General features: G+C 40.9%; 15 protein-coding genes and 1 other RNA gene. 14 read left to right on the top strand and 2 right to left on the bottom strand.

Annotated features, from left to right (window positions below; all coding sequences use genetic code 11):
* Nucleotides 1-5 precede the first annotated feature (5 nt).
* Together G628_RS0112625 and G628_RS0112620 are read left to right on the top strand one after the other, a co-directional pair.
* Entirely contained in the window at nucleotides 6-1,226 is a 1,221-nt protein-coding gene (locus G628_RS0112625; RefSeq protein WP_026654396.1) for a DHHW family protein, read from the top strand.
* A gap of 1 nt (nucleotide 1,227) precedes the next feature.
* Nucleotides 1,228-3,534 (top strand): glycosyltransferase, encoded by a 2,307-nt coding sequence (locus G628_RS0112620; RefSeq protein WP_051199199.1) that lies wholly within the window; start codon nucleotides 1,228-1,230, stop codon nucleotides 3,532-3,534.
* 42 nt (nucleotides 3,535-3,576) lie between these two features.
* On the opposite strand, the gene G628_RS0112615 is transcribed toward G628_RS0112620, so the two are convergent.
* Nucleotides 3,577-4,374 carry a hypothetical protein gene (locus G628_RS0112615; protein ID WP_027209286.1) on the bottom strand — a complete coding sequence of 266 codons (798 nt, stop codon included), beginning with the start codon at nucleotides 4,372-4,374 and terminating at the stop codon, nucleotides 3,577-3,579.
* Nucleotides 4,375-4,479: 105 nt separating this feature from the next.
* On the opposite strand from G628_RS0112615, the gene thrC reads away from it, so the two are divergent.
* From thrC to G628_RS0112565, 10 genes are all read left to right on the top strand, one after another.
* Entirely contained in the window at nucleotides 4,480-5,973 is a 1,494-nt protein-coding gene (gene thrC, locus G628_RS0112610; RefSeq protein WP_026654397.1) for a threonine synthase, read from the top strand.
* A gap of 40 nt (nucleotides 5,974-6,013) precedes the next feature.
* The gene (locus G628_RS0112605) at nucleotides 6,014-7,387 is read left to right on the top strand and encodes a citrate/2-methylcitrate synthase (protein WP_026666968.1); all 1,374 of its coding nucleotides are present in this window, start codon (nucleotides 6,014-6,016) and stop codon (nucleotides 7,385-7,387) included.
* A 14-nt stretch (nucleotides 7,388-7,401) separates the two neighbouring features.
* Nucleotides 7,402-8,061 carry a deoxyribose-phosphate aldolase gene (gene deoC, locus G628_RS0112600; protein WP_026666969.1) on the top strand — a complete coding sequence of 220 codons (660 nt, stop codon included), beginning with the start codon at nucleotides 7,402-7,404 and terminating at the stop codon, nucleotides 8,059-8,061.
* Nucleotides 8,062-8,155: 94 nt separating this feature from the next.
* Complete coding sequence (locus G628_RS0112595; RefSeq protein ID WP_027209285.1) at nucleotides 8,156-9,979, top strand: aminopeptidase P family protein; 1,824 nt, start codon at nucleotides 8,156-8,158, stop codon at nucleotides 9,977-9,979.
* 162 nt (nucleotides 9,980-10,141) lie between these two features.
* A non-coding RNA gene (ssrS, locus tag G628_RS18590) (6S RNA) lies at nucleotides 10,142-10,349 on the top strand.
* 80 nt (nucleotides 10,350-10,429) lie between these two features.
* Nucleotides 10,430-11,575, top strand: a complete 1,146-nt coding sequence (locus G628_RS0112590; RefSeq protein WP_026654402.1) for an AI-2E family transporter — start codon at nucleotides 10,430-10,432, stop codon at nucleotides 11,573-11,575.
* Nucleotides 11,576-11,616: 41 nt separating this feature from the next.
* Nucleotides 11,617-11,808 (top strand): hypothetical protein, encoded by a 192-nt coding sequence (locus tag G628_RS0112585; RefSeq protein ID WP_026654403.1) that lies wholly within the window; start codon nucleotides 11,617-11,619, stop codon nucleotides 11,806-11,808.
* 211 nt (nucleotides 11,809-12,019) lie between these two features.
* Nucleotides 12,020-13,279, top strand: coding sequence for a 6-phosphofructokinase (locus tag G628_RS0112580; RefSeq protein WP_027209284.1), 1,260 nt, complete (start codon nucleotides 12,020-12,022; stop codon nucleotides 13,277-13,279).
* 142 nt (nucleotides 13,280-13,421) lie between these two features.
* On the top strand, nucleotides 13,422-13,700 hold the full coding sequence (locus G628_RS0112575; RefSeq protein WP_026513150.1) for an HU family DNA-binding protein: 279 nt from the start codon (nucleotides 13,422-13,424) through the stop codon (nucleotides 13,698-13,700).
* Between the two features lie 258 nt (nucleotides 13,701-13,958).
* Nucleotides 13,959-15,620, top strand: coding sequence for a putative bifunctional diguanylate cyclase/phosphodiesterase (locus tag G628_RS0112565; protein ID WP_027209283.1), 1,662 nt, complete (start codon nucleotides 13,959-13,961; stop codon nucleotides 15,618-15,620).
* Nucleotides 15,621-15,839: 219 nt separating this feature from the next.
* On the opposite strand, the gene G628_RS0112560 is transcribed toward G628_RS0112565, so the two are convergent.
* Complete coding sequence (locus G628_RS0112560; RefSeq protein ID WP_026654407.1) at nucleotides 15,840-16,727, bottom strand: DegV family protein; 888 nt, start codon at nucleotides 16,725-16,727, stop codon at nucleotides 15,840-15,842.
* Nucleotides 16,728-17,259: 532 nt separating this feature from the next.
* Here G628_RS0112560 and G628_RS0112555 point away from each other — a divergent pair.
* Nucleotides 17,260-17,892 carry a manganese efflux pump MntP family protein gene (locus G628_RS0112555; protein WP_027209282.1) on the top strand — a complete coding sequence of 211 codons (633 nt, stop codon included), beginning with the start codon at nucleotides 17,260-17,262 and terminating at the stop codon, nucleotides 17,890-17,892.
* Between the two features lie 20 nt (nucleotides 17,893-17,912).
* On the top strand, nucleotides 17,913-18,164 hold the full coding sequence (locus G628_RS0112550) for a GIY-YIG nuclease family protein (RefSeq protein ID WP_026654409.1): 252 nt from the start codon (nucleotides 17,913-17,915) through the stop codon (nucleotides 18,162-18,164).
* The last annotated feature ends 289 nt before the right edge of the window (nucleotides 18,165-18,453 follow it).

Here is an 18,453-nt window from a genome sequence, read left to right as displayed (position 1 = left end):
CCGTTATGAAATATTTTGTTAAAAAAAGAATATTTGCGGTAGTTTTCCTGCTGGCAATGTTTTCGTTTAGTGCCGTAAATATTTACTTGAATAAAGATGCTTTTATCAAAGAAGCAAACAAACATTTGAATGAACCCGACAAATTGCCCTCTGAGTTTGAAGAGGTCATGCAGGATGAGATTGTCGGTAAGAGACATTTTGTTGAAGCCTATGGTCTTACACAGAAGACTTTGGGTAAAAAAGAATTTAATTCTTTTGAATTTGTCAAAGACAATAATGGATTTCTTCATTACGCAGCATTTTATCGTGATGATGAAAAGAAAATTTTTGAGTGCGCGCTCAGAGTAAAGAGGCTTCAGAATTATGTGGAGAAGTACGGAACAAAGGTGCTCTTTGTTATGACTCCTTCGAAGTACAACAGAAAGTACTCTGACTTTGAAATGGGGTTGCCGGTAAATAATCCCACTGAGGATACATATGAGATGATGATATATCTCAACAGACTCGGTGTTCCGAGTATCAATCTCGGAGAGGTTATTCCAAGTAAGGATATTCCTTATGAGCAGGCATTCTTTAAGACCGATCACCATTGGACCGTTCCGGCAGCATTCGAGGCTACAAAGGTAATGATCGATGAGCTCAATGACAGATATGGTGCAAATTTTGATCCTACAGGATTTTATTTGTCAGACAAGGCATATACTGTAAAGAAATATGAAGGTCATATGCTTGGATCAATGGGAAGAGATACCGGAATAGCATATTCCGGACTTGAAGATTTTACAGCTCTTCTTCCTAATTTTGACGGTCATTATAAGAGAACTTACATAATGGATGATGAGGAGACTTTGGAAGGTACATATTCGGAGACTCTTTTGGATATGGATGTTCTTGAGCCGGATATTGATTATTATGAGGATTCACAGTATTCACTTTATCTTGATCAGGTTACAAACCTTGAAAATATTGAGAATTTTGATAATCCTGACGGACCAAGTGTACTCATGATAAGAGATTCATATTTTGGACCTGTAATTCCTTTCATGGCACCTATGTGTAGCAAACTTGATGCTATATGGGCTTTGGAAAAGATGGACGACATGAATGTAGGTGAGTACATTAAGAAACAGTATGAGAGTGGGGAAAGATACGATTATCTTATAGTCGAATACTATCCTCATAACATCGACGAAGAAGCTTTCAAATTCTTCCGCGGAGATAACTAATATGAAAATTAAGATTTGCTTTTGGATAAACACATTTTTTTCTGTGCTGTATCTGGTCTGGAGAATATTTTTTACAATTCCGTTCAGAGCAGGTGCGTTGTCGGTAGTATGCGGCGTTATTCTCCTTGTTTTTGAAGTGCTTGGTATGGTAGAGGCTCTCATTCACTTTATGAACATGCATACATCGCATGATTATAAAGTTCCCGATGTGCCGAAGGACAGATTTCCTCACATAGATGTTTATATCTCTACATACAGTGAGGAACCGGAGCTTTTATACAAGACCATTAATGGCTGCAAAAATATGGATTATCCCGATAAGAGTAAGGTGCATATCTATCTGTGCGATGATAACAGAAGACCCGAGATGGAAGAGCTTGCCAAGAAGATGGGCGTAAACTATCTAAAGCGTGCCAATAATATTGGTGCGAAGGCGGGTAACCTTAACCACGCTCTTGCAAACTCCACATCTCCTTACGTTGTTACATTCGATGCTGACATGATACCTCAGAAGAGGTTCCTTATGCAGCTCGTACCGTATCTTGTTGATGCGGAGATGAAGAATGAAGGAAAGAGTGAGGAAGATAAGGTAAAGATCGGCTTTATCCAGTCTCCTCAGAACTTTTACAATCCTGACCTGTTCCAGTTTAATCTTTTCTCAGAAAACAGGATTCCTAACGAACAGGATTATTTCTATAAGGATATTCAGGCTGCCAGAACTAAGAGTAACAGTGTTATTTATGGTGGCTCAAATACTATTATTGCTAGGGAAGCTCTTGAGAGCATTGGAGGTTTTTATACAGAGGCTATTACAGAGGACTTTGCTACAGGTATCCTGATTCAGAGAGCAGGCTTTGTCTGCCTTGGAACAAGCGATCCTTTGGCTTCAGGTCTTTCGCCCACAGATATTCCTAACCTTATCCAGCAGCGTATCCGCTGGGGACGAGGTGTTATTGCAACAGGAAGAAAGATGCACATATACACTGCAAAAGATCTTTCTCTTTCTCAAAAAATGAATTACTGGGCATCAATTTGGTATTGGTATTCACCGGTTAAAAGACTTGTATACATGATATCACCTATCTTGTACGCTGTTTTCGGATTTACAATATTCAAATGTACCCTGCCGCAGGTATTGGCATTCTGGCTTCCGATGTACCTGACTTCAAATCTGGCTTTGAGCCAGCTCTCAGGGAACGTCCGCTCTAATAAGTGGACGGGCATATATGAGACTATCATGTTCCCTTATATGCTTCTTCCCATAGTTTTAGAGACTTTCGGAATTACTCTTAAGAAGTTTAAGGTTACGGCAAAGAGTCAGCTCAGTGGCAAGCAGCACTACGAGCTCTATATGATCCCGTTCCTGCTTCTTATAGCACTTTCGTTGTTTGGTATATTCAGATGTGTAGCTGTAATTTTCGACAGTTCATCGTTTGGTCCGGGAGTAGTTTTATTCTGGATGATCATGAACCTGTACTATATGGTCATGGCTGTTCTGTTTATTGACGGACGTGTTGCGTACAGAAGAACAGAGAGAATTCCTTTGGAAGTTCCTTGTACATTTACTGTTGACGGTGAAGAGATCCAGGGTACTACAGTTGATATTTCAGAAGAAGGTCTTTCGGTTCAGTTCGACAAGCCATATTATATCAACGAAGAAGCTATGGTTCCTGTAAGTCTTAATTGGGAGAATTGCGATACCAATGTTCTTACAAAGCTTGTTTATGTAAAGAGACACAAGAACACATGGCGCTATGCTATGGAGATCATTGATTACAAGGATAGCTACAATGATTGGCTCAACCTTGTATTTAACAGAATCCCGCCTCTTCCGTCTGAGATCATCAAAGACAGCGGAAGTTACGACGATATCCTGCTCAATACCAAGAAGAGACTCGATCCTCCTACATTCCAGAAGAGAATCTATCCGAGAGTGCTTCTTAACTATGATGCAACTGTACTCGGAGAAGGTGAGAGCAAGGTTCGTGTAAAGAACTTCAACTATGCATGCGTTAACCTGGCTATTTCAAAGGGACCTAAGAAGATGATGATAAAGCTCTTTGACGACGTTATCTTTGACTGTACATTCCAGTTTAAGAGCCGCGGAGAGAACTGCATCTATACTATCAACAACATGCAGGAGATAATCAAGGATAAAGAGAAGTATCACAAGTTCCTTGACTTTGTTGTTGAGAATAATGCTATAGCCAGAGGCGAAGCTAAGGCTGAGCAGATTGAAAAAAACAGAATGATAAAAGAATATGAGAAGAAGAGACTTATCGTATTCGATGAGATGAATTACGTATAAGATTACCATCAATTTCACAATTCACCATAACGGGCTGAAGGATCAAACCTTCAGCCCGTATATTTTGTCGGAAATCTTTGTTTTGTGATAGATGTCGGCATATTGAGACGGCGTCAGGTCTTCTACATAATTTACCGAGAAGTTCTTCTTTATGCCGTTTTTTATAAGTATATCTGCGGCTTTGTTGTATGCAATCGCAGCTTCGGCCTCGCTGTTGTATTTGCCGATGACATAGTTGCTCTTTACATGGATCACGGCTTTGTAGCGGACAAAGCCCTTTTCGGCAAACTGTCTTACGCCTCGATATCTGTTGAGAATGATTATGTTTTCATACCTAAGGTCTGTCGGATCGTCATTGGCAAAGCGGTAGTCACGTCCTCTTACCGAATAGCTGTTGATTCCGTATCTTTGAAGGACGGAGAGCTGACTTCCGTAGTCTGCAACAAACAGATGCGAGCCTCTTCTCATTATTTTATGAGATGAATAGTAGAAGAGATCGTCTATGTCGAATTTTAATTTTTCATCTTTTGAAAGGTAATAAGTGAAATATTTTTTTTCCAAATAGATCGGATTGGCGATATACATCCCTTTATCGCGGTAATTTATTAGCGAAACAAATTTTTCGAAGGGAAGTGTCATGGATGAAGTGTACGATTCGATATCTATAGATAAACGATTTAACACTCTCTTTGCTTCGCGGTAAACTTTGGAAGCATCCTTCCTGCTTGGGAAAGAGCCAAGTGCGATGTGTTTTCCGCAATATGTTATGGAAGCTCTGAAGGAAGGGGTTCCATCTTTTAATGTTGTCTCATAAACACCTATTGAATTATTTTTTTTCACACAATCCCCCGGTTTGTATGTTATAATTTTAACTTAAGGGCTCTATTTTTTGTCCTTAAATCATTTATTTTTAAATATTGTATCAACAAAAGAGGAGTAAAAGCAATGGCAAAGGAAGTTTTGTACAGTAGCACCAGAGGAGCACAGGGTAATATTAAGGCTTCAGAAGCAATTCTCAGAGGACTTGCACCGGACGGAGGTTTGTATGTCCCTGATCATATACCGCATCTTGAAAAGACTTTAAGAGAGATCGCACAGCTCGATTATCAGGGTACTGCATATGAGGTAATGAGACTTCTTCTTACCGATTATACAGAGGAAGAACTTAAGTATTGCATTTCGCATGCATATGATTCAAAGTTCGATACAAAAGAAATAGCTCCGATTTCAGAGGCAGACGGTGCTTTTTATCTTGAACTGTACCACGGCGCAACTATTGCTTTTAAGGATATGGCACTTTCGATTCTTCCATATCTCATGACTACGGCAGCAAAGAAGAATAACGCAAAGAACGAGATCGTTATTCTTACTGCGACAAGCGGAGATACCGGAAAGGCTGCTCTTGCAGGATTTGCGGATGTTCCGGGCACAAGGATCATAGTTTTTTATCCCAAGCACGGCGTAAGCCCCATTCAGGAACAGCAGATGGTAACACAGAAGGGTGACAACACATGTGTTATCGGTATCGAAGGAAACTTCGACGATGCTCAGACAGGAGTAAAGAAGCTCTTTACAGACGAAAAGCTTGCAAAAGAAATGGATGAGAAGGGATTCCAGTTCTCATCTGCAAACTCCATCAATATTGGACGTTTGGTTCCCCAGATCGTATATTACGTATACTCTTACGCAAAGCTTTTGAAAGAGGGAAGAATTGCAGACGGCGATCCTATCAACGTAGTTGTACCTACAGGTAACTTCGGTAATATTCTTGCCGCATACTACGCTAAGAACATGGGCGTGCCCATCGGAAAGCTTATCTGTGCATCAAATTCTAACAAGGTGCTTTTCGACTTCTTTAAGACGGGAGAATATGACAGAAATCGTGAATTTGTACTTACAGCTTCACCTTCAATGGATATTCTTATTTCTTCAAACCTTGAGAGACTCATTTATCATATCTCCGGCGATAATGCCGCAGCTGATGCTGAGTACATGGGCAAGCTCTCTAAGGACGGAAAGTATGAGATAACAGATGATATGAGATCAAAGCTTGTTGATTTCTTTGGCGGATATGCGTCAGAGCAGGAGACTTTTGACACTATCAGAAAGATATTCGACAAGACAGGTTATCTTATGGATACACATACAGCTGTAGCCAGTGCGGTATACAGCAAATATATAGAAGAGACGGGCGATAAGACACCTACAGTAATAGCATCAACCGCAAGTCCCTTCAAATTCACAAGAAGCGTAATGAACGCTCTTGGCAAAGGGGATGATTCCAAGGGAGATTTCGAACTTGCAGACGAACTTTCCGAGGTTTCAAAAGTTAAGATCCCCGAGGCGGTATCTTCAATCAGAACCGCTGAGATAAGACACAAGAAAGTTGTGGATAAGACTGAGATGGAAGGTGCCGTAAAAGAATTCCTCGGTCTTTGATTCAAACATTTTATATAAAAATGCTTAAACGGAGGTGCGGATGGAAAACGGAAAGAATATTTACTCTGAAAACACACCTGAGATAGTTGAGCTTGCCAAACTGTCAGAAGCTGCTGATCAGATAGAAAATGAGCTTTTTGTCAAGTATGACGTAAAAAGAGGACTTAGAGATTTAAACGGAAAAGGCGTACTTACAGGCCTTACACGTATTTCAGAAATTGTTGCAAAGGAAGAAAGAAACGGACAGAGCATTCCCAAGGACGGTGAACTGTACTTTAGAGGATATGATGTAAAACAACTCATAAAGGCAGCATCGGATGACAACAGATTTGCTTTTGAGGAATGTGCATACCTGCTTCTTTTTGATAAACTTCCGACTAAACCGGAACTTGATGACTTTAACAGACTTCTTGGATTTTACAGAAGTCTTCCCACAAGCTTTGTAAGAGATATAATCATGAAGGCGCCGAGCAGGGATATGATGAATACACTTGCAAGAAGTGTCCTTACACTTTATTCTTACGATGATCTTGCGGATGATACATCGCTTCCGAATGTACTGAGGCAGAGCCTTCAGCTTATAAGTTTGTTCCCGCTTTTATCAATATACGGGTATCAGGCTTACAATCATTATCACGAGGGGAACACACTCTTTATTCATCCTCCTCTTGAGGAACTGTCTACAGCGGAGACAATCTTATACTTATTAAGACCTGATTGTAAGTATACAGAGCTCGAGGCAAAATTGCTTGATATTTGCCTTGTGCTTCATATGGAACACGGCGGCGGTAACAATTCATCTTTTACAACACACGTAGTTAGCTCAAGTATGACCGATACATATTCGGTTATAGCAGCTGCCATTGGCTCGCTTAAGGGACCCAGACACGGTGGTGCCAACATCAAGGTTGTGCACATGTTTGATGATATTGAAGCCAATGTAAAGAACTGGGAAGACGAGGAAGAGGTTGCCGCATACCTTAAGAAGATCCTTAATAAGGAGGCTTTTGATAAGGCCGGACTTATTTACGGTATCGGACATGCCATTTATTCCAAGTCAGACCCGAGAGCTATGGTATTAAAGGGCTTTGTTGAGAAGCTTGCGATAGAAAAAGGCCGTGAGGATGAGCTCAAATTGTATGAGCTTGTTGAGAAGCTTGCGCCGCAGATTATCAGCGGACAGCGCACTATGTATAAAGGTGTAAGTGCGAATGTTGACTTCTATTCAGGATTTGTGTATCGTATGCTTGGGCTTCCTGAGGAGCTTTATCCTACAATTTTTGCTATGGCGAGAATCGTCGGATGGAGTGCTCACCGAATGGAAGAACTTGCCAATAACGGCAAAATCATACGTCCTGCATATATGGCAATCGAGCCCAGGAAGGGCTATATGGATATGAAGGACAGGGATTAAGAAAGGGGTTCAATATGGACGAGAAAGAAATAATAAAACTTATTGACCACACTCAGCTTCAGGCAGATGCAACATGGGAAGACATCGTAAGTCTTTGTGACGAGGCAGTAAAGTATAAAACAGCGACGGTCTGCATACCGCCAACATATTTAAAAAGAACGCATGATAAGTACGGCGATAACCTCAAACTCTGCACTGTTATCGGATTCCCTCTCGGCTACAGCTGCACAGCGGCTAAGGTTGTAGAGGCAAAAGAAGCGATCAAGGACGGAGCAGAGGAAATCGATACCGTTGTTAACGTTAGTGATGTAAAGAATCACAGATATGATGAAGTAAAGAAAGAACTTGAAGAGATCAGAAAGGCTTGCGGAGATAAGCTCCTTAAAGTTATCATCGAGACCTGTTATCTTACAGAAGATGAGAAAAAAGAGCTTTGCAAGATCGTTACCGAGGTAAAGGCTGATTACATCAAGACTTCAACAGGATTTGGCAGCGCAGGTGCAACTCTTGAGGATATCGAGCTCTTTAAGAAGAACATCGGCCCTGATGTTAAGATCAAGGCAGCAGGCGGAATCCGCACGATAGAAGATGCTGTGGCATATGCTGAGGCAGGATGCAGCAGAATCGGATCATCTAAGGTTGTTCCTCTTGTAGTTAAGAAGTACGGGCTTTAATATTTGAGAAAAAAATTCAACTACTACTCACAGTTCCGGTGCATTTGGTGTACCATGGATTGTGAGTAGTAATATTTTAGAGGAAGAAATCAATATGGGAACAGAAAACAAAACAATTAAAAACAGACTGGCGCAGCTCAGAAAAGCTATGAAAGAGAATGGGATCGACTATTATATGATTCCTACTTCAGATTTTCATAATTCAGAGTATGCGGCAGATTTTTTCAAGACAAGAGAGTATTTTTGCGGCTTTGACGGATCGAACGGAACACTTGTCGTAAGTGACAACGAGGCAGGACTCTGGACTGACGGAAGATACTTTATACAGGCTGAGAACCAGCTTGCGGGAACGGGAGTTACTCTTTACAAGATGGGAGAGGAAGGCGTTCCCACTATCGAGAAATATCTTTCCGATAATGTAAAAAAAGGTGAGGCACTTGGCTTTGACGGAAGAGTTGTTCCGGCTGAAGACGGTGAAGTGCTTGAGTCTATGTTTAAGCTTAAAAATGCGGATTTAAAGATTGGTAAGGATCTTGCGGAAGAAGTCTGGACAGACAGACCGGCGCTTCCATGCCATGACATGTATGTTTTATCCGATGAACTTTGTGGTAAGTCTTTTAAGCAAAAGCTTGCGGATGTCAGAGCAAAGATGAAAGAGTACGGAACATCGATGCATCTTTTGTCAAAGCTTGATGATATTATGTGGCTTACAAATCTTCGCGGAAATGACGTTGAATGCAATCCTGTAGCGCTTTCTTATGCAATGATAACAAGCGATATGTTTATTCTTTTTGTGCAGAAAGATGAAGTTACGGATGAGGTTCGCGCATATTGCGAGAGTAACGATATTGTTCTTAAAGATTATGCTGAATATGCAGAGTACATGTCAGAGCTTGTTCTTACAGGAAATATCCTTATCGATAAGAGAAATACCAATTATCTTACATATAGGCTTATTGCTGATAAGGCGGGTGAAGCGGGATATGTCATTGAAGACAGGGAAAATCCCACAGAGATAATGAAAGCTATAAAGAACGAGACTGAGCTTAAGAATATCCGTGAGGTTTATTTAAGAGACAGTGCTAAGCTCACAGAGTTTATCTACTGGGTAAAAGAAAATGTAGGAAAGATCCATATGACTGAGTACTCCGCTGCGATGAAGCTTGACGGTATGAGAGCGGAGCTTCCGGGATTTATTGAGCTTTCTTTCCCTACTATCAGTGCATATAATGCAAATGCTGCAATGGCACACTATGAGGCTACTGAAGATAACGCTGCTGAAGTAAAGGCACAGGGAATGCTTCTTGTTGATTCGGGCGGAACATACATGGGTGGAACAACCGATGTTACGAGAACTATCGTAGTCGGAGAGATTTCCGATGAGATAAAGAAGCACTACACAGCGACTGTATCCGGTATGCTTGAACTTGCAAATGCAATATTTAAGGACGGATGCACGGGAAGAAACGTTGATATATATGCGAGAAGGGCACTTTGGGATATCGGAATTGATTATAACCACGGAACGGGACACGGCATTGGATATATGCTTAATGTGCATGAAGGCCCTCACAATATCAGATGGAGGAGCTCGGAGGGCGCTAACAAAGCAGAGCTTAAGCCCGGAATGATAGTATCTGATGAACCCGGAGTTTATATCGAGGGAAGCCACGGAATCCGTATAGAGAACATTGTTGAAGTTGTAAACCGTTCTGAAACCGAGTATGGTAAATTCTACGGATTCGACCACCTTACATATGTGCCTATCGATCTTGAAGCAATCGATAAGAAGTACATGAAACCTGATGCGGTTCTGCTTCTCAATAAGTACCATAAAGCAGTGTACGACAGGGTTTCACCGCTTATCGAGGATGAGAAGATTAAGAATTGGCTTAAGGAAGCTACAAGGGAAATCTGACGTATTGACGGGGAATTTTTTGGCATCGTATTTTTATACGGTAAATTCACGTTTTATAAATATTAGGTATCTGTGAAATTACTCTTAAATCACGCGTAAACCCTTGAAAAATGCGCATGTATGGATATAATTATATTAGAACTACAAAGAACTACGTAGGTAGTTCTCCTGGGATGTCCGACAATTCCTGTGTAATTTGAACCTACATTACTTTAAACGGGACTCCTACATCACTGTTATAAATGTCACGCCTTCGGCCCTGCGCATGCGCAGACCAGCTACGGGAGAGGAAGACAGGCATAGCAGTTGCGGTAACCCACCTGGCGTCAGCTAGGAGTCAAATAACAGGAACCGGCATTTTGGGACTAAATTGGGAATAAAAGCAGTCATATCAGCTATGACTGCTTTTTCCATGACGTTTAACAGAACTTTATTTGATGGGAGAATGAAATGAAGTTAGATAACAAGTGGGTTAAAAAGAAGTGGGTTTCTTACACGATTGCTACGTGTTCAGCTGTTGTCTTGTACATGATATTGTCCAATTTCCCTTCCATAGTCAAAGGGATAAATTCTTTTTTCAGTTTCCTCAGACCTGTAATCCTGGGCATAGTAATAGCATATATATTTAATCCTGTGGCGCTCATGTTTGAAAGAGGCCTGTTTAAGAAAATAAAAAAAGAGAGCAGGAGATGGAAACTTTCTGTTGCTTTTACCATATTTTTTATTGTTCTTGCGGTAGTGCTTTTGTTTGTGGCACTTGTTCCGCAGCTTATCGACAGTGTATCGAAGTTAATTTCCAGTATCGGAGAATATGTCGATCCTTCAAATAATTTCTTGAAAGATCTTGAGAATAATAAAATAGTGCAGCTTATTGGTATAGATCTTACGGCTTTGGAGAGCTTTGAGAAAAATATCCTCGGTATTATCGGCGAGTATTTCTCTGAGAATATGGTGAGTTTTGTGAACGGATCCCTTAATGCGGGAAGAGGAATGTTTGATCTGGTTCTTGCATTTATTTTCGCAATATACTTTCTTTTGGATAACAGAAGACTTATCAGGGGATTTTCAAAGTTCTTAAGCCTTGCAATGAATGAAAAGACATATAAAAGAACCTGTGATGTCACGGACAGATGTAATACGATCCTTATCAGATATATCAGTTTCGATATTATAGACGGAATTATAGTCGGCTTTGTAAACCTTATCTATATGCTTATAGCGGGACAGCCGTATTCTGTGCTGATCTCCGTTATTGTCGGAGTGACCAATCTTGCACCGACATTCGGACCTATAGTCGGAGGAGCGATAGGTGCGTTTATCCTTGTTTTGGAGAATCCGTGGTATGCGCTTTGGTTCATTGTCTTTACCATCATTCTTCAGACTGTTGACGGATATATCTTAAAGCCCAGACTCTTTGGAGAGAGCCTTGGAGTATCACCTCTTATGATACTTGTGGCAATTGTCCTCGGAGGAAGGAAGTTCGGCGTTATCGGAATCGTTCTGGCGATTCCTTTCGCAGCGATAATTGATTTTATCTGGAAAGACTATGTGATAAAAAAACTTGAGGAAAAACATTCACAGAGGTACAATATATAGTAGATAAATGATTTAAATTGTTTCTATTTGGGGGTAATGTAATGATAGAGTTTGTACAAAACGCTATGGATTTTGGAAAGAAGAAGCTTGATAAAGCTATCAAGTTCTGGAACGGACTTGACGAGGACAAGAAGAGACTTTACACGGTGTGTGCCATCGTAGTGGTCAGCTTTGTTGTTGTGGCGTCTATTGCATATAGTTTGGGTAAGAGCCGCAGAGGAAGATTTATCTGATATTGCGTTGTACTTATAAGGAATGCGCTCTTTATGCGCGTTACATTTATTTAGATTGCTCGAAAGAGCTTGGTGAACGAGGAAACGTTAACCAAGCTCTTTTTTAGTAGAGCTCTTAGCGAGGTTTTTTCGAGTCTAGTGAAGCTTGTAGATGACACTTATCGTTTTTTCGAATATAATGGAAATATACTTTCGAAAGGGGACAGGAGTTATGGTGCAGAAAAAGAAAAGAAACGTAATTGTTGGGCAATCAGGTGGACCTACCGCGGCAATTAATTCTTCACTTGCCGGTGTGTACAGGACCGCAATGGACCGCGGATACAAAAAAGTATACGGTATGATCCATGGCGTGCAAGGTCTCATGGAAGGTCGTTATGTGGATCTTTCGGATCACATTCAGTCAGGACTCGATATCGAGCTTTTGAAAAGAACTCCCTCGGCATATCTTGGTTCTTGCAGATTCAAGCTTCCGGAGATTTTTGAAAGTAAAGAGATATACGAGAAAATCTTTGAGATTCTTGTGAAGCTGGAGATCGATTGTTTTATCTATATCGGTGGTAATGATTCCATGGATACGATAAAGAAGTTATCCGATTATGCCATTATTACAGGCTCTGATATCAGATTTGTCGGATGCCCCAAGACAATCGACAACGATCTGGCGCTTACGGATCACACACCGGGTTACGGATCGGCAGCTAAGTACATCGGAACATCCGTAAAAGAGATAATAAGAGACAGCTGGTCTCTTGAGACAAGTCACGGACAGGTTATTATTGTTGAAGTAATGGGAAGAAACGCAGGCTGGCTTACAGGTGCAACAGCGCTTGCCAAGGGCGAAGATTGTGACGGCCCCGACGCCATCTATATGCCTGAGATTCCTTTTGAGATGGATGCCTTCATTAAGAAAATCAAATCTCTTTTGAAGACCAAAGCGTCTATAGTTGTTGCCGTTTCTGAGGGTATCAGGACCAAGGATGGCAAGTATGTCAGCGATCTCGACAACTCCGTTGAGTACGTTGACGCATTCGGACACAAGCAGCTTACGGGTACTGCGAGATATCTTTGCAATGTTGTTTCTACCGAGTGCGGATGCAAGACACGTGCAATCGAGCTTTCAACGCTTCAGAGAGCCGCAAGCCACTGTGCATCCAGAGTAGATATTCTTGAAGCATATGAAGTCGGTGGCGCCGCAATGAAATCCGCCGATGAAGGCGACAGCGGTAAGATGGTGGTTATCGAGAGACTTTCCGACGATCCCTACCAGGCAGGAACTGAGGTAAAAGACGTTCATAAGATTGCAAACGATGAGAGGCTTGTACCCAGAGAATGGATAAGCAAGGACGGAACTTATGTAACGAACGAGTTTATTACATATGTAAGACCCCTGATCCAGGGAGATGTAGGCCCTATCATGGTTGACGGTATTCCGAGACATCTATACAGACCGGGATTTCAGGATATATTATGATAAAAACGGCTAAAATTAAGCATTTTTTTGTGAAAAATCTTGATTTTTCCGCATTTTTCCGCTTTTTTTGGTTGTTATGCGCTTGAAATGGTGGTAAAATGGGCAATGTAGTAAAATAAATTTCTTTTTGGAGGGAAATTACATGAACAAGACAGAACTTATCGATGCAATCGCTAAGGAAGCAGGACTTTCAAAGAAGGATGCTGCCGCAGCACTCAACGCTTTCACAGAGACAGTTACTAAGGAGCTCAAGAAAAAAGGAAAGGTTCAGCTTGTTGGTTTCGGAACATTCGAGACAACAAAGAGAGCTGCTAGAACAGGTAAGAATCCTCAGACTGGCGAAGCTATCAAGATTCCTGCATCTATAGCACCTAAGTTCAAAGCTGGTAAGGCTCTTAAGGATCTTGTAAACAAGAAGTAATTTTATGCTATAAAAAGGCTGTGCCGTAGGGTGCAGTCTTTTTTTATAGCATAGGAATTTGCTTTCCTATGCTATAAAAAACGCTCCGCTATGGATGCGCACCTCGCGGAGATGAAAATTATTGCTTTGCAATACCGCTCGGGCGCGAAGAGTCGCAAGCGACTCTTTGTTCTGCCTCTATTTGTGTTGAAAAAACATAAATTTTTTATTAAAATTGTATTATACAAAACTGAAGAAAACCAATGAGGACGGGTATATATGAATTTTGAAAAGAGTTTTGAAAACTTTGTTCAGATACTTTCGGAAGAAGCCATAACCCCGGAAATATCGCCAAGTGCTATTGCGGATCTGGCCAAGGAATATTCTTTACGTTCTATTGTTTCTATAGTTTCTTATGCGAAGGGCTCAGATCATGAAGGTGAGCCTGACACCGTTATTCCTCTTTTTGGCCCTGTTCCTGAGGGTGAGCCACCGGCATACTACTTTCAGAATAAGATGGCTGGGCAAAAGATTGTCACCTATAACATTTATCTCTATGGTGATAAACACTGGGATGATGAGGAGTACAAGAGTTTTTCGGTTCTTATAGATATTCTTTCTTTCCATATGGAGAGATTTCTTCTTAATACAGTTGTCAGAGATAGCTCGCTTAAGCAATATCTGACAGGTCTTCCCAATTCGGGAGGATTTTTCGTGTTCGCTAATAAACTCTGCGATAGCGGAGATATAATGCTTTATGATTCCTTTTATTTTAATTTAAAGAGTTTTGGCCTTTACAGCAGACGCTACGGGATTGCCGAGGGCGATGAGATCATGAAAAGATATGCCCGTAAGCTTAAAGCTTTTTTCCAAAAGGACGAGATAGTGGCTCATCTTGGAGGCGACAACTATGCTGCACTCGTTAAGAAGGAGAGGACAAAAGAATTCCTGGAGTTCCTTTCGGGTGTTGATGTATACGGTGTCAGAAACGGCAAAGAGGAGCCGATAAAGATTGCGGCAGTGTGTGGTGTATATGCCGTCGATGATTCGCTTAAAGATCCGGGACAGCTTTTATCAAGGTCTGCGATGGCTCTCAACTATGCCAAAAATGTGGCAAGTAAGCCGTATGTGTTTGTAAACAAGGCTATGAGTACGCGGATTTACAGGCAGAAGCAGATAGAAGACAGATATGAAGAAGCGCTTGCAAGCGATGAATTCAGGATATATTTACAGCCAAAGGTCGATACGGTAACAGGAGAGATTGTCGGAGCGGAGGCTTTATCAAGGTGGTTCTGCAACGGTATTGTACTGTATCCTACCGAGTTTGTTCCGATCCTTGAACAGGAGGGAATGGTTGCTTCGCTTGATATTTATGTGCTCAAAAAAGCCTGTGAATTCATTAAAGACTGGCAGAGCCGCGGAATACCTGTTGTTCCCATTTCGGTCAATTTCTCAAGGCGTGATCTCAGTTATAAGCGTATTGTAGATGAGATTGTTGAAGCGATAGATGCTTGCGGAATTGACAGGAAGTTTATCGAAGTTGAAGTTACAGAGACCGTGAGTGAAGATGAAAGATCTCTTATGACGGGCTTTTTGTCCAAGCTAAAAGATGCGGGCATAAACACTGCCATAGATGATTTCGGAACAGGCTATTCGTCTCTTTCAACACTTAGAGATTTCCCTGTAAAGGTAATAAAGATAGACAGATCCTTTATAAGCAGCGATAACCTCAATAAAAACGATGAGATCGTCCTGAAGAACATAATCACCATGGCTAATGAACTTGGAATCGGCGTTGTAACCGAAGGTGTCGAGAGAGAAGACCAGGTCACACTCCTCAAAGAAGTAGGTTGCCACATCGTTCAGGGCTTCCTCTACGACAACCCCATGCCCAAACCAGACTTCGAGAAGAGATTAGAGAAAAAATATTATTCTGAGTAGATAGAATAAAAATAGATATTGAAGATAAAAAAGAAAAGATAAAGATAGAAAAGCTTAGTGTACACAATTCATTTATGAACGCTGAGTAAATAAGTGTAAAGGTGGAATATAGCAAAATAAAAAAGCAGCAATATGCATTTGGAGCGATTTTTGGTGTTATACCAACGAGCGACAAATGCATATTGCTGCGTATTATTTCACTACATTCTGCTTTTGAGTTTACTCAGTACGTGTGTCTCCCCAGAAGAAGAGAGCGACTGTGCCGGGGCCGGTGTGGCTTCCGATTGTTGTTCCGATATCGAATATCTTAATCTTGCCCTTGAGCTTTGGAAGCTGAGCTTCGAGCATATCGGCTACGGCTCTCGCATCATCATAGCAATCTGAGTGAGAGATGAAGCAGCTGTTGTCATAATCTGTTCTGTTCTCGCAAAGCTCAAACATTTTCTTTACCTGAGCTTTCATAACTGCATTTTTTCCTCTTACCTTTGCTTTTACAGCAAGATGTCCTTCTCTGTCGATATTAAGAAGTGGGCAGATATTAAGTACATTTCCGATTGCTCCGGCTGTTTTTGAAACACGTCCGTTTCTTACGAGGTACTTGAGATCTGAAACAAAGAACCAGCTCTGAATATCATATTTGTGTTCTTCAGCCCAGTTATAGAGCTCATCGATATTTTTTCCCTCATCACGAAGGTCTGCGAGCTTGTCTGCCAATAAACCAAGTCCTGCTGAAGCAGCGTAAGTATCGATTATATAAATCTTACGGTTCGGATATTTTTCTTTTAACTGCTCGCTTGCAATAGAAGCGGAATTAAAAGTTCCGGAAATTCCAGAGCTGAGTGCGAGATGAATAATGTCCTTTTCTTCTTTAAGGAAAGGCTCGAAGAAATCAACATATTCTCCGATACTTACCTGAGAAGTTCTTGTCATGGCGCCATTAGCCATCATTTCATAGAATTTCTTGAAAGGAATGGAATCTCCAAGATCGTCCGGATAATCTTTTCCGTCTATTTCAAAGTGAAAGTAAACATATTTAATGTCTCTTTTATCAAAATGCTCACGCGAAAGATCCGCGGTGGAGCATGTGCTAATAATAAATTCGCTCATATTATCCCCTTTTTTGCTGTGTTTAATACCCTAATATCATACAATAATAACCTTTTTGTATCAAATTAATTAAGGAGCAAATTGTTTATGCGAATTCATGGGAATTGTTTGAATTGTCTGAATATAAAAATAATTATAAAAAGATGATTGACAAAACTATAGAGGGATGGTATATTATAGTTACAATCACTTAAGAGATAAAACCTAAGTATCTGAGGTGGCTTAAGCTTCACCAAAGGAGAACGGATGGTTATCGGAACGGCTGACATCTACAGCTAGGGTGGCGAGGCTTCACATACGCCGAGGGATGTCGAGGTGCCGTTGCAGTAAGTGATTTAATATAAATAAATTAAAAAGAGAGGACAGACCATTGGAAAACCAGACATGAGGGCGAGTGTTCATTAGTTTAATGGATGCTTGCCTTCTATTTTTTTGCTTTTAGGAAACATTATCTCCAGAGTGTTGCCTATAATATTGCTACAACGAATTAGGTTTGATATTATATAGAAATACTATTCTGTCGGAGATAATTATGGCAAATACAATATTATTTTTTGTAAACAGCGTTATGTTGGGACTAGGGCTCGCCATGGACGCTTTTTCTGTGTCATTGGCAAACGGATTTGCCGACACCAAAATGAACAAAAGAAGGAGACTGGAAATATCCGGTGTATATGCGATTTTTCAGTTTATTATGCCGTTTATAGGATGGTTTCTGGTGCACAATGCCGCCAATATATTTAACGGCTTAAATGTGCTTATACCGTGGATGGCACTCTTTTTACTTGCGTTCATAGGCGGAAAGATGCTGATCGAGGGATGCCGCGAAAGAAAGTGCTACAGCGGCAAAAATTGCGATACATGTAAAGAAACCGAGTGCCTTAATAAAGAAAACGGTTCTTTTTCCAAGACATTATCCAATAAAACTCTTATGATCCAGGGCATAGCTACATCAATTGATGCGCTTTCAGTTGGATTTACAATCTCACAGTACGGTGTTCTTATGGTTCTTGTATGCGTTGCGATAATTGGCGCGGTTACCTGGATCGTATGCTACGCGGGGCTTAAGCTCGGAATTAAATTCGGAACGAAGCTTGCGGGAAATGCGAAGATTATCGGTGGACTTATTCTTATAGGAATAGGGCTTGAGATATTCTTTGGATGAATATATTTGGGAAAAAATAGATGAATTATACATATATTGTTGAATGCGCCGATGGCTCTTTATATTGTGGTTGGACAAATGATCTTGATAAGAGAATAAAAGATCATAACGCCGGAAAGGGCGCCAAGTATACCAAGACAAGGCTTCCTGTTAAACTTGTGTATTTCGAGGAGTTTGATACCAAGGAAGAAGCCATGAGCAGAGAGTGGCATATTAAGCAGCTTAGGCGCGAGAAGAAGATGGAACTTATTGCTAAAATGAGCAAGTCTTGACAAATACGCCATCGCCAAATACAATAAGGTGTTGAATAAAGAATAAATGCTATGAAGGTGTGGGCTACGCCCAAGATGTTATGCTACATGGTTCAGAGAATGGAAGTCATCGGCTGTAAGCTTCCTACTACGGGTATATACGGAACATTCGCACCGGAGCAGTCCTTCTGAAGGCTATCTGTTTAGTATGCTTGTAGGTTGGACCGTGTTGTCTACGTTACAGATATAATGAGTGTCCGTACATAATTATATATGACGGGAACTTGGGTGGTACCGCGATAAATTCGTC

Origin of the sequence: Butyrivibrio hungatei NK4A153, from assembly GCF_000424465.1 — a bacterium.
Classification (GTDB): Bacteria; Bacillota; Clostridia; order Lachnospirales; family Lachnospiraceae; genus Butyrivibrio; species Butyrivibrio hungatei_A.
This window is presented reverse-complemented; position numbering and strand designations above follow the sequence as displayed.

Bases quoted from the DNA above. Each gene is read 5' to 3' on its own strand.
- G628_RS0112625 (WP_026654396.1), top strand. From the start codon at position 6: ATGAAATATTTTGTTAAAAAAAGAATATTTGCGGTAGTTTTCCTGCTG.
- G628_RS0112620 (WP_051199199.1), top strand. From the start codon at position 1,228: ATGAAAATTAAGATTTGCTTTTGGATAAACACATTTTTTTCTGTGCTG.
- thrC (WP_026654397.1), top strand. From the start codon at position 4,480: ATGGCAAAGGAAGTTTTGTACAGTAGCACCAGAGGAGCACAGGGTAAT.
- G628_RS0112605 (WP_026666968.1), top strand. From the start codon at position 6,014: ATGGAAAACGGAAAGAATATTTACTCTGAAAACACACCTGAGATAGTT.
- deoC (WP_026666969.1), top strand. From the start codon at position 7,402: ATGGACGAGAAAGAAATAATAAAACTTATTGACCACACTCAGCTTCAG.
- G628_RS0112595 (WP_027209285.1), top strand. From the start codon at position 8,156: ATGGGAACAGAAAACAAAACAATTAAAAACAGACTGGCGCAGCTCAGA.
- G628_RS0112590 (WP_026654402.1), top strand. From the start codon at position 10,430: ATGAAGTTAGATAACAAGTGGGTTAAAAAGAAGTGGGTTTCTTACACG.
- G628_RS0112585 (WP_026654403.1), top strand. From the start codon at position 11,617: ATGATAGAGTTTGTACAAAACGCTATGGATTTTGGAAAGAAGAAGCTT.
- G628_RS0112580 (WP_027209284.1), top strand. From the start codon at position 12,020: ATGGTGCAGAAAAAGAAAAGAAACGTAATTGTTGGGCAATCAGGTGGA.
- G628_RS0112575 (WP_026513150.1), top strand. From the start codon at position 13,422: ATGAACAAGACAGAACTTATCGATGCAATCGCTAAGGAAGCAGGACTT.
- G628_RS0112565 (WP_027209283.1), top strand. From the start codon at position 13,959: ATGAATTTTGAAAAGAGTTTTGAAAACTTTGTTCAGATACTTTCGGAA.
- G628_RS0112560 (WP_026654407.1), bottom strand. From the start codon at position 16,727: ATGAGCGAATTTATTATTAGCACATGCTCCACCGCGGATCTTTCGCGT.
- G628_RS0112555 (WP_027209282.1), top strand. From the start codon at position 17,260: ATGGCAAATACAATATTATTTTTTGTAAACAGCGTTATGTTGGGACTA.
- G628_RS0112550 (WP_026654409.1), top strand. From the start codon at position 17,913: ATGAATTATACATATATTGTTGAATGCGCCGATGGCTCTTTATATTGT.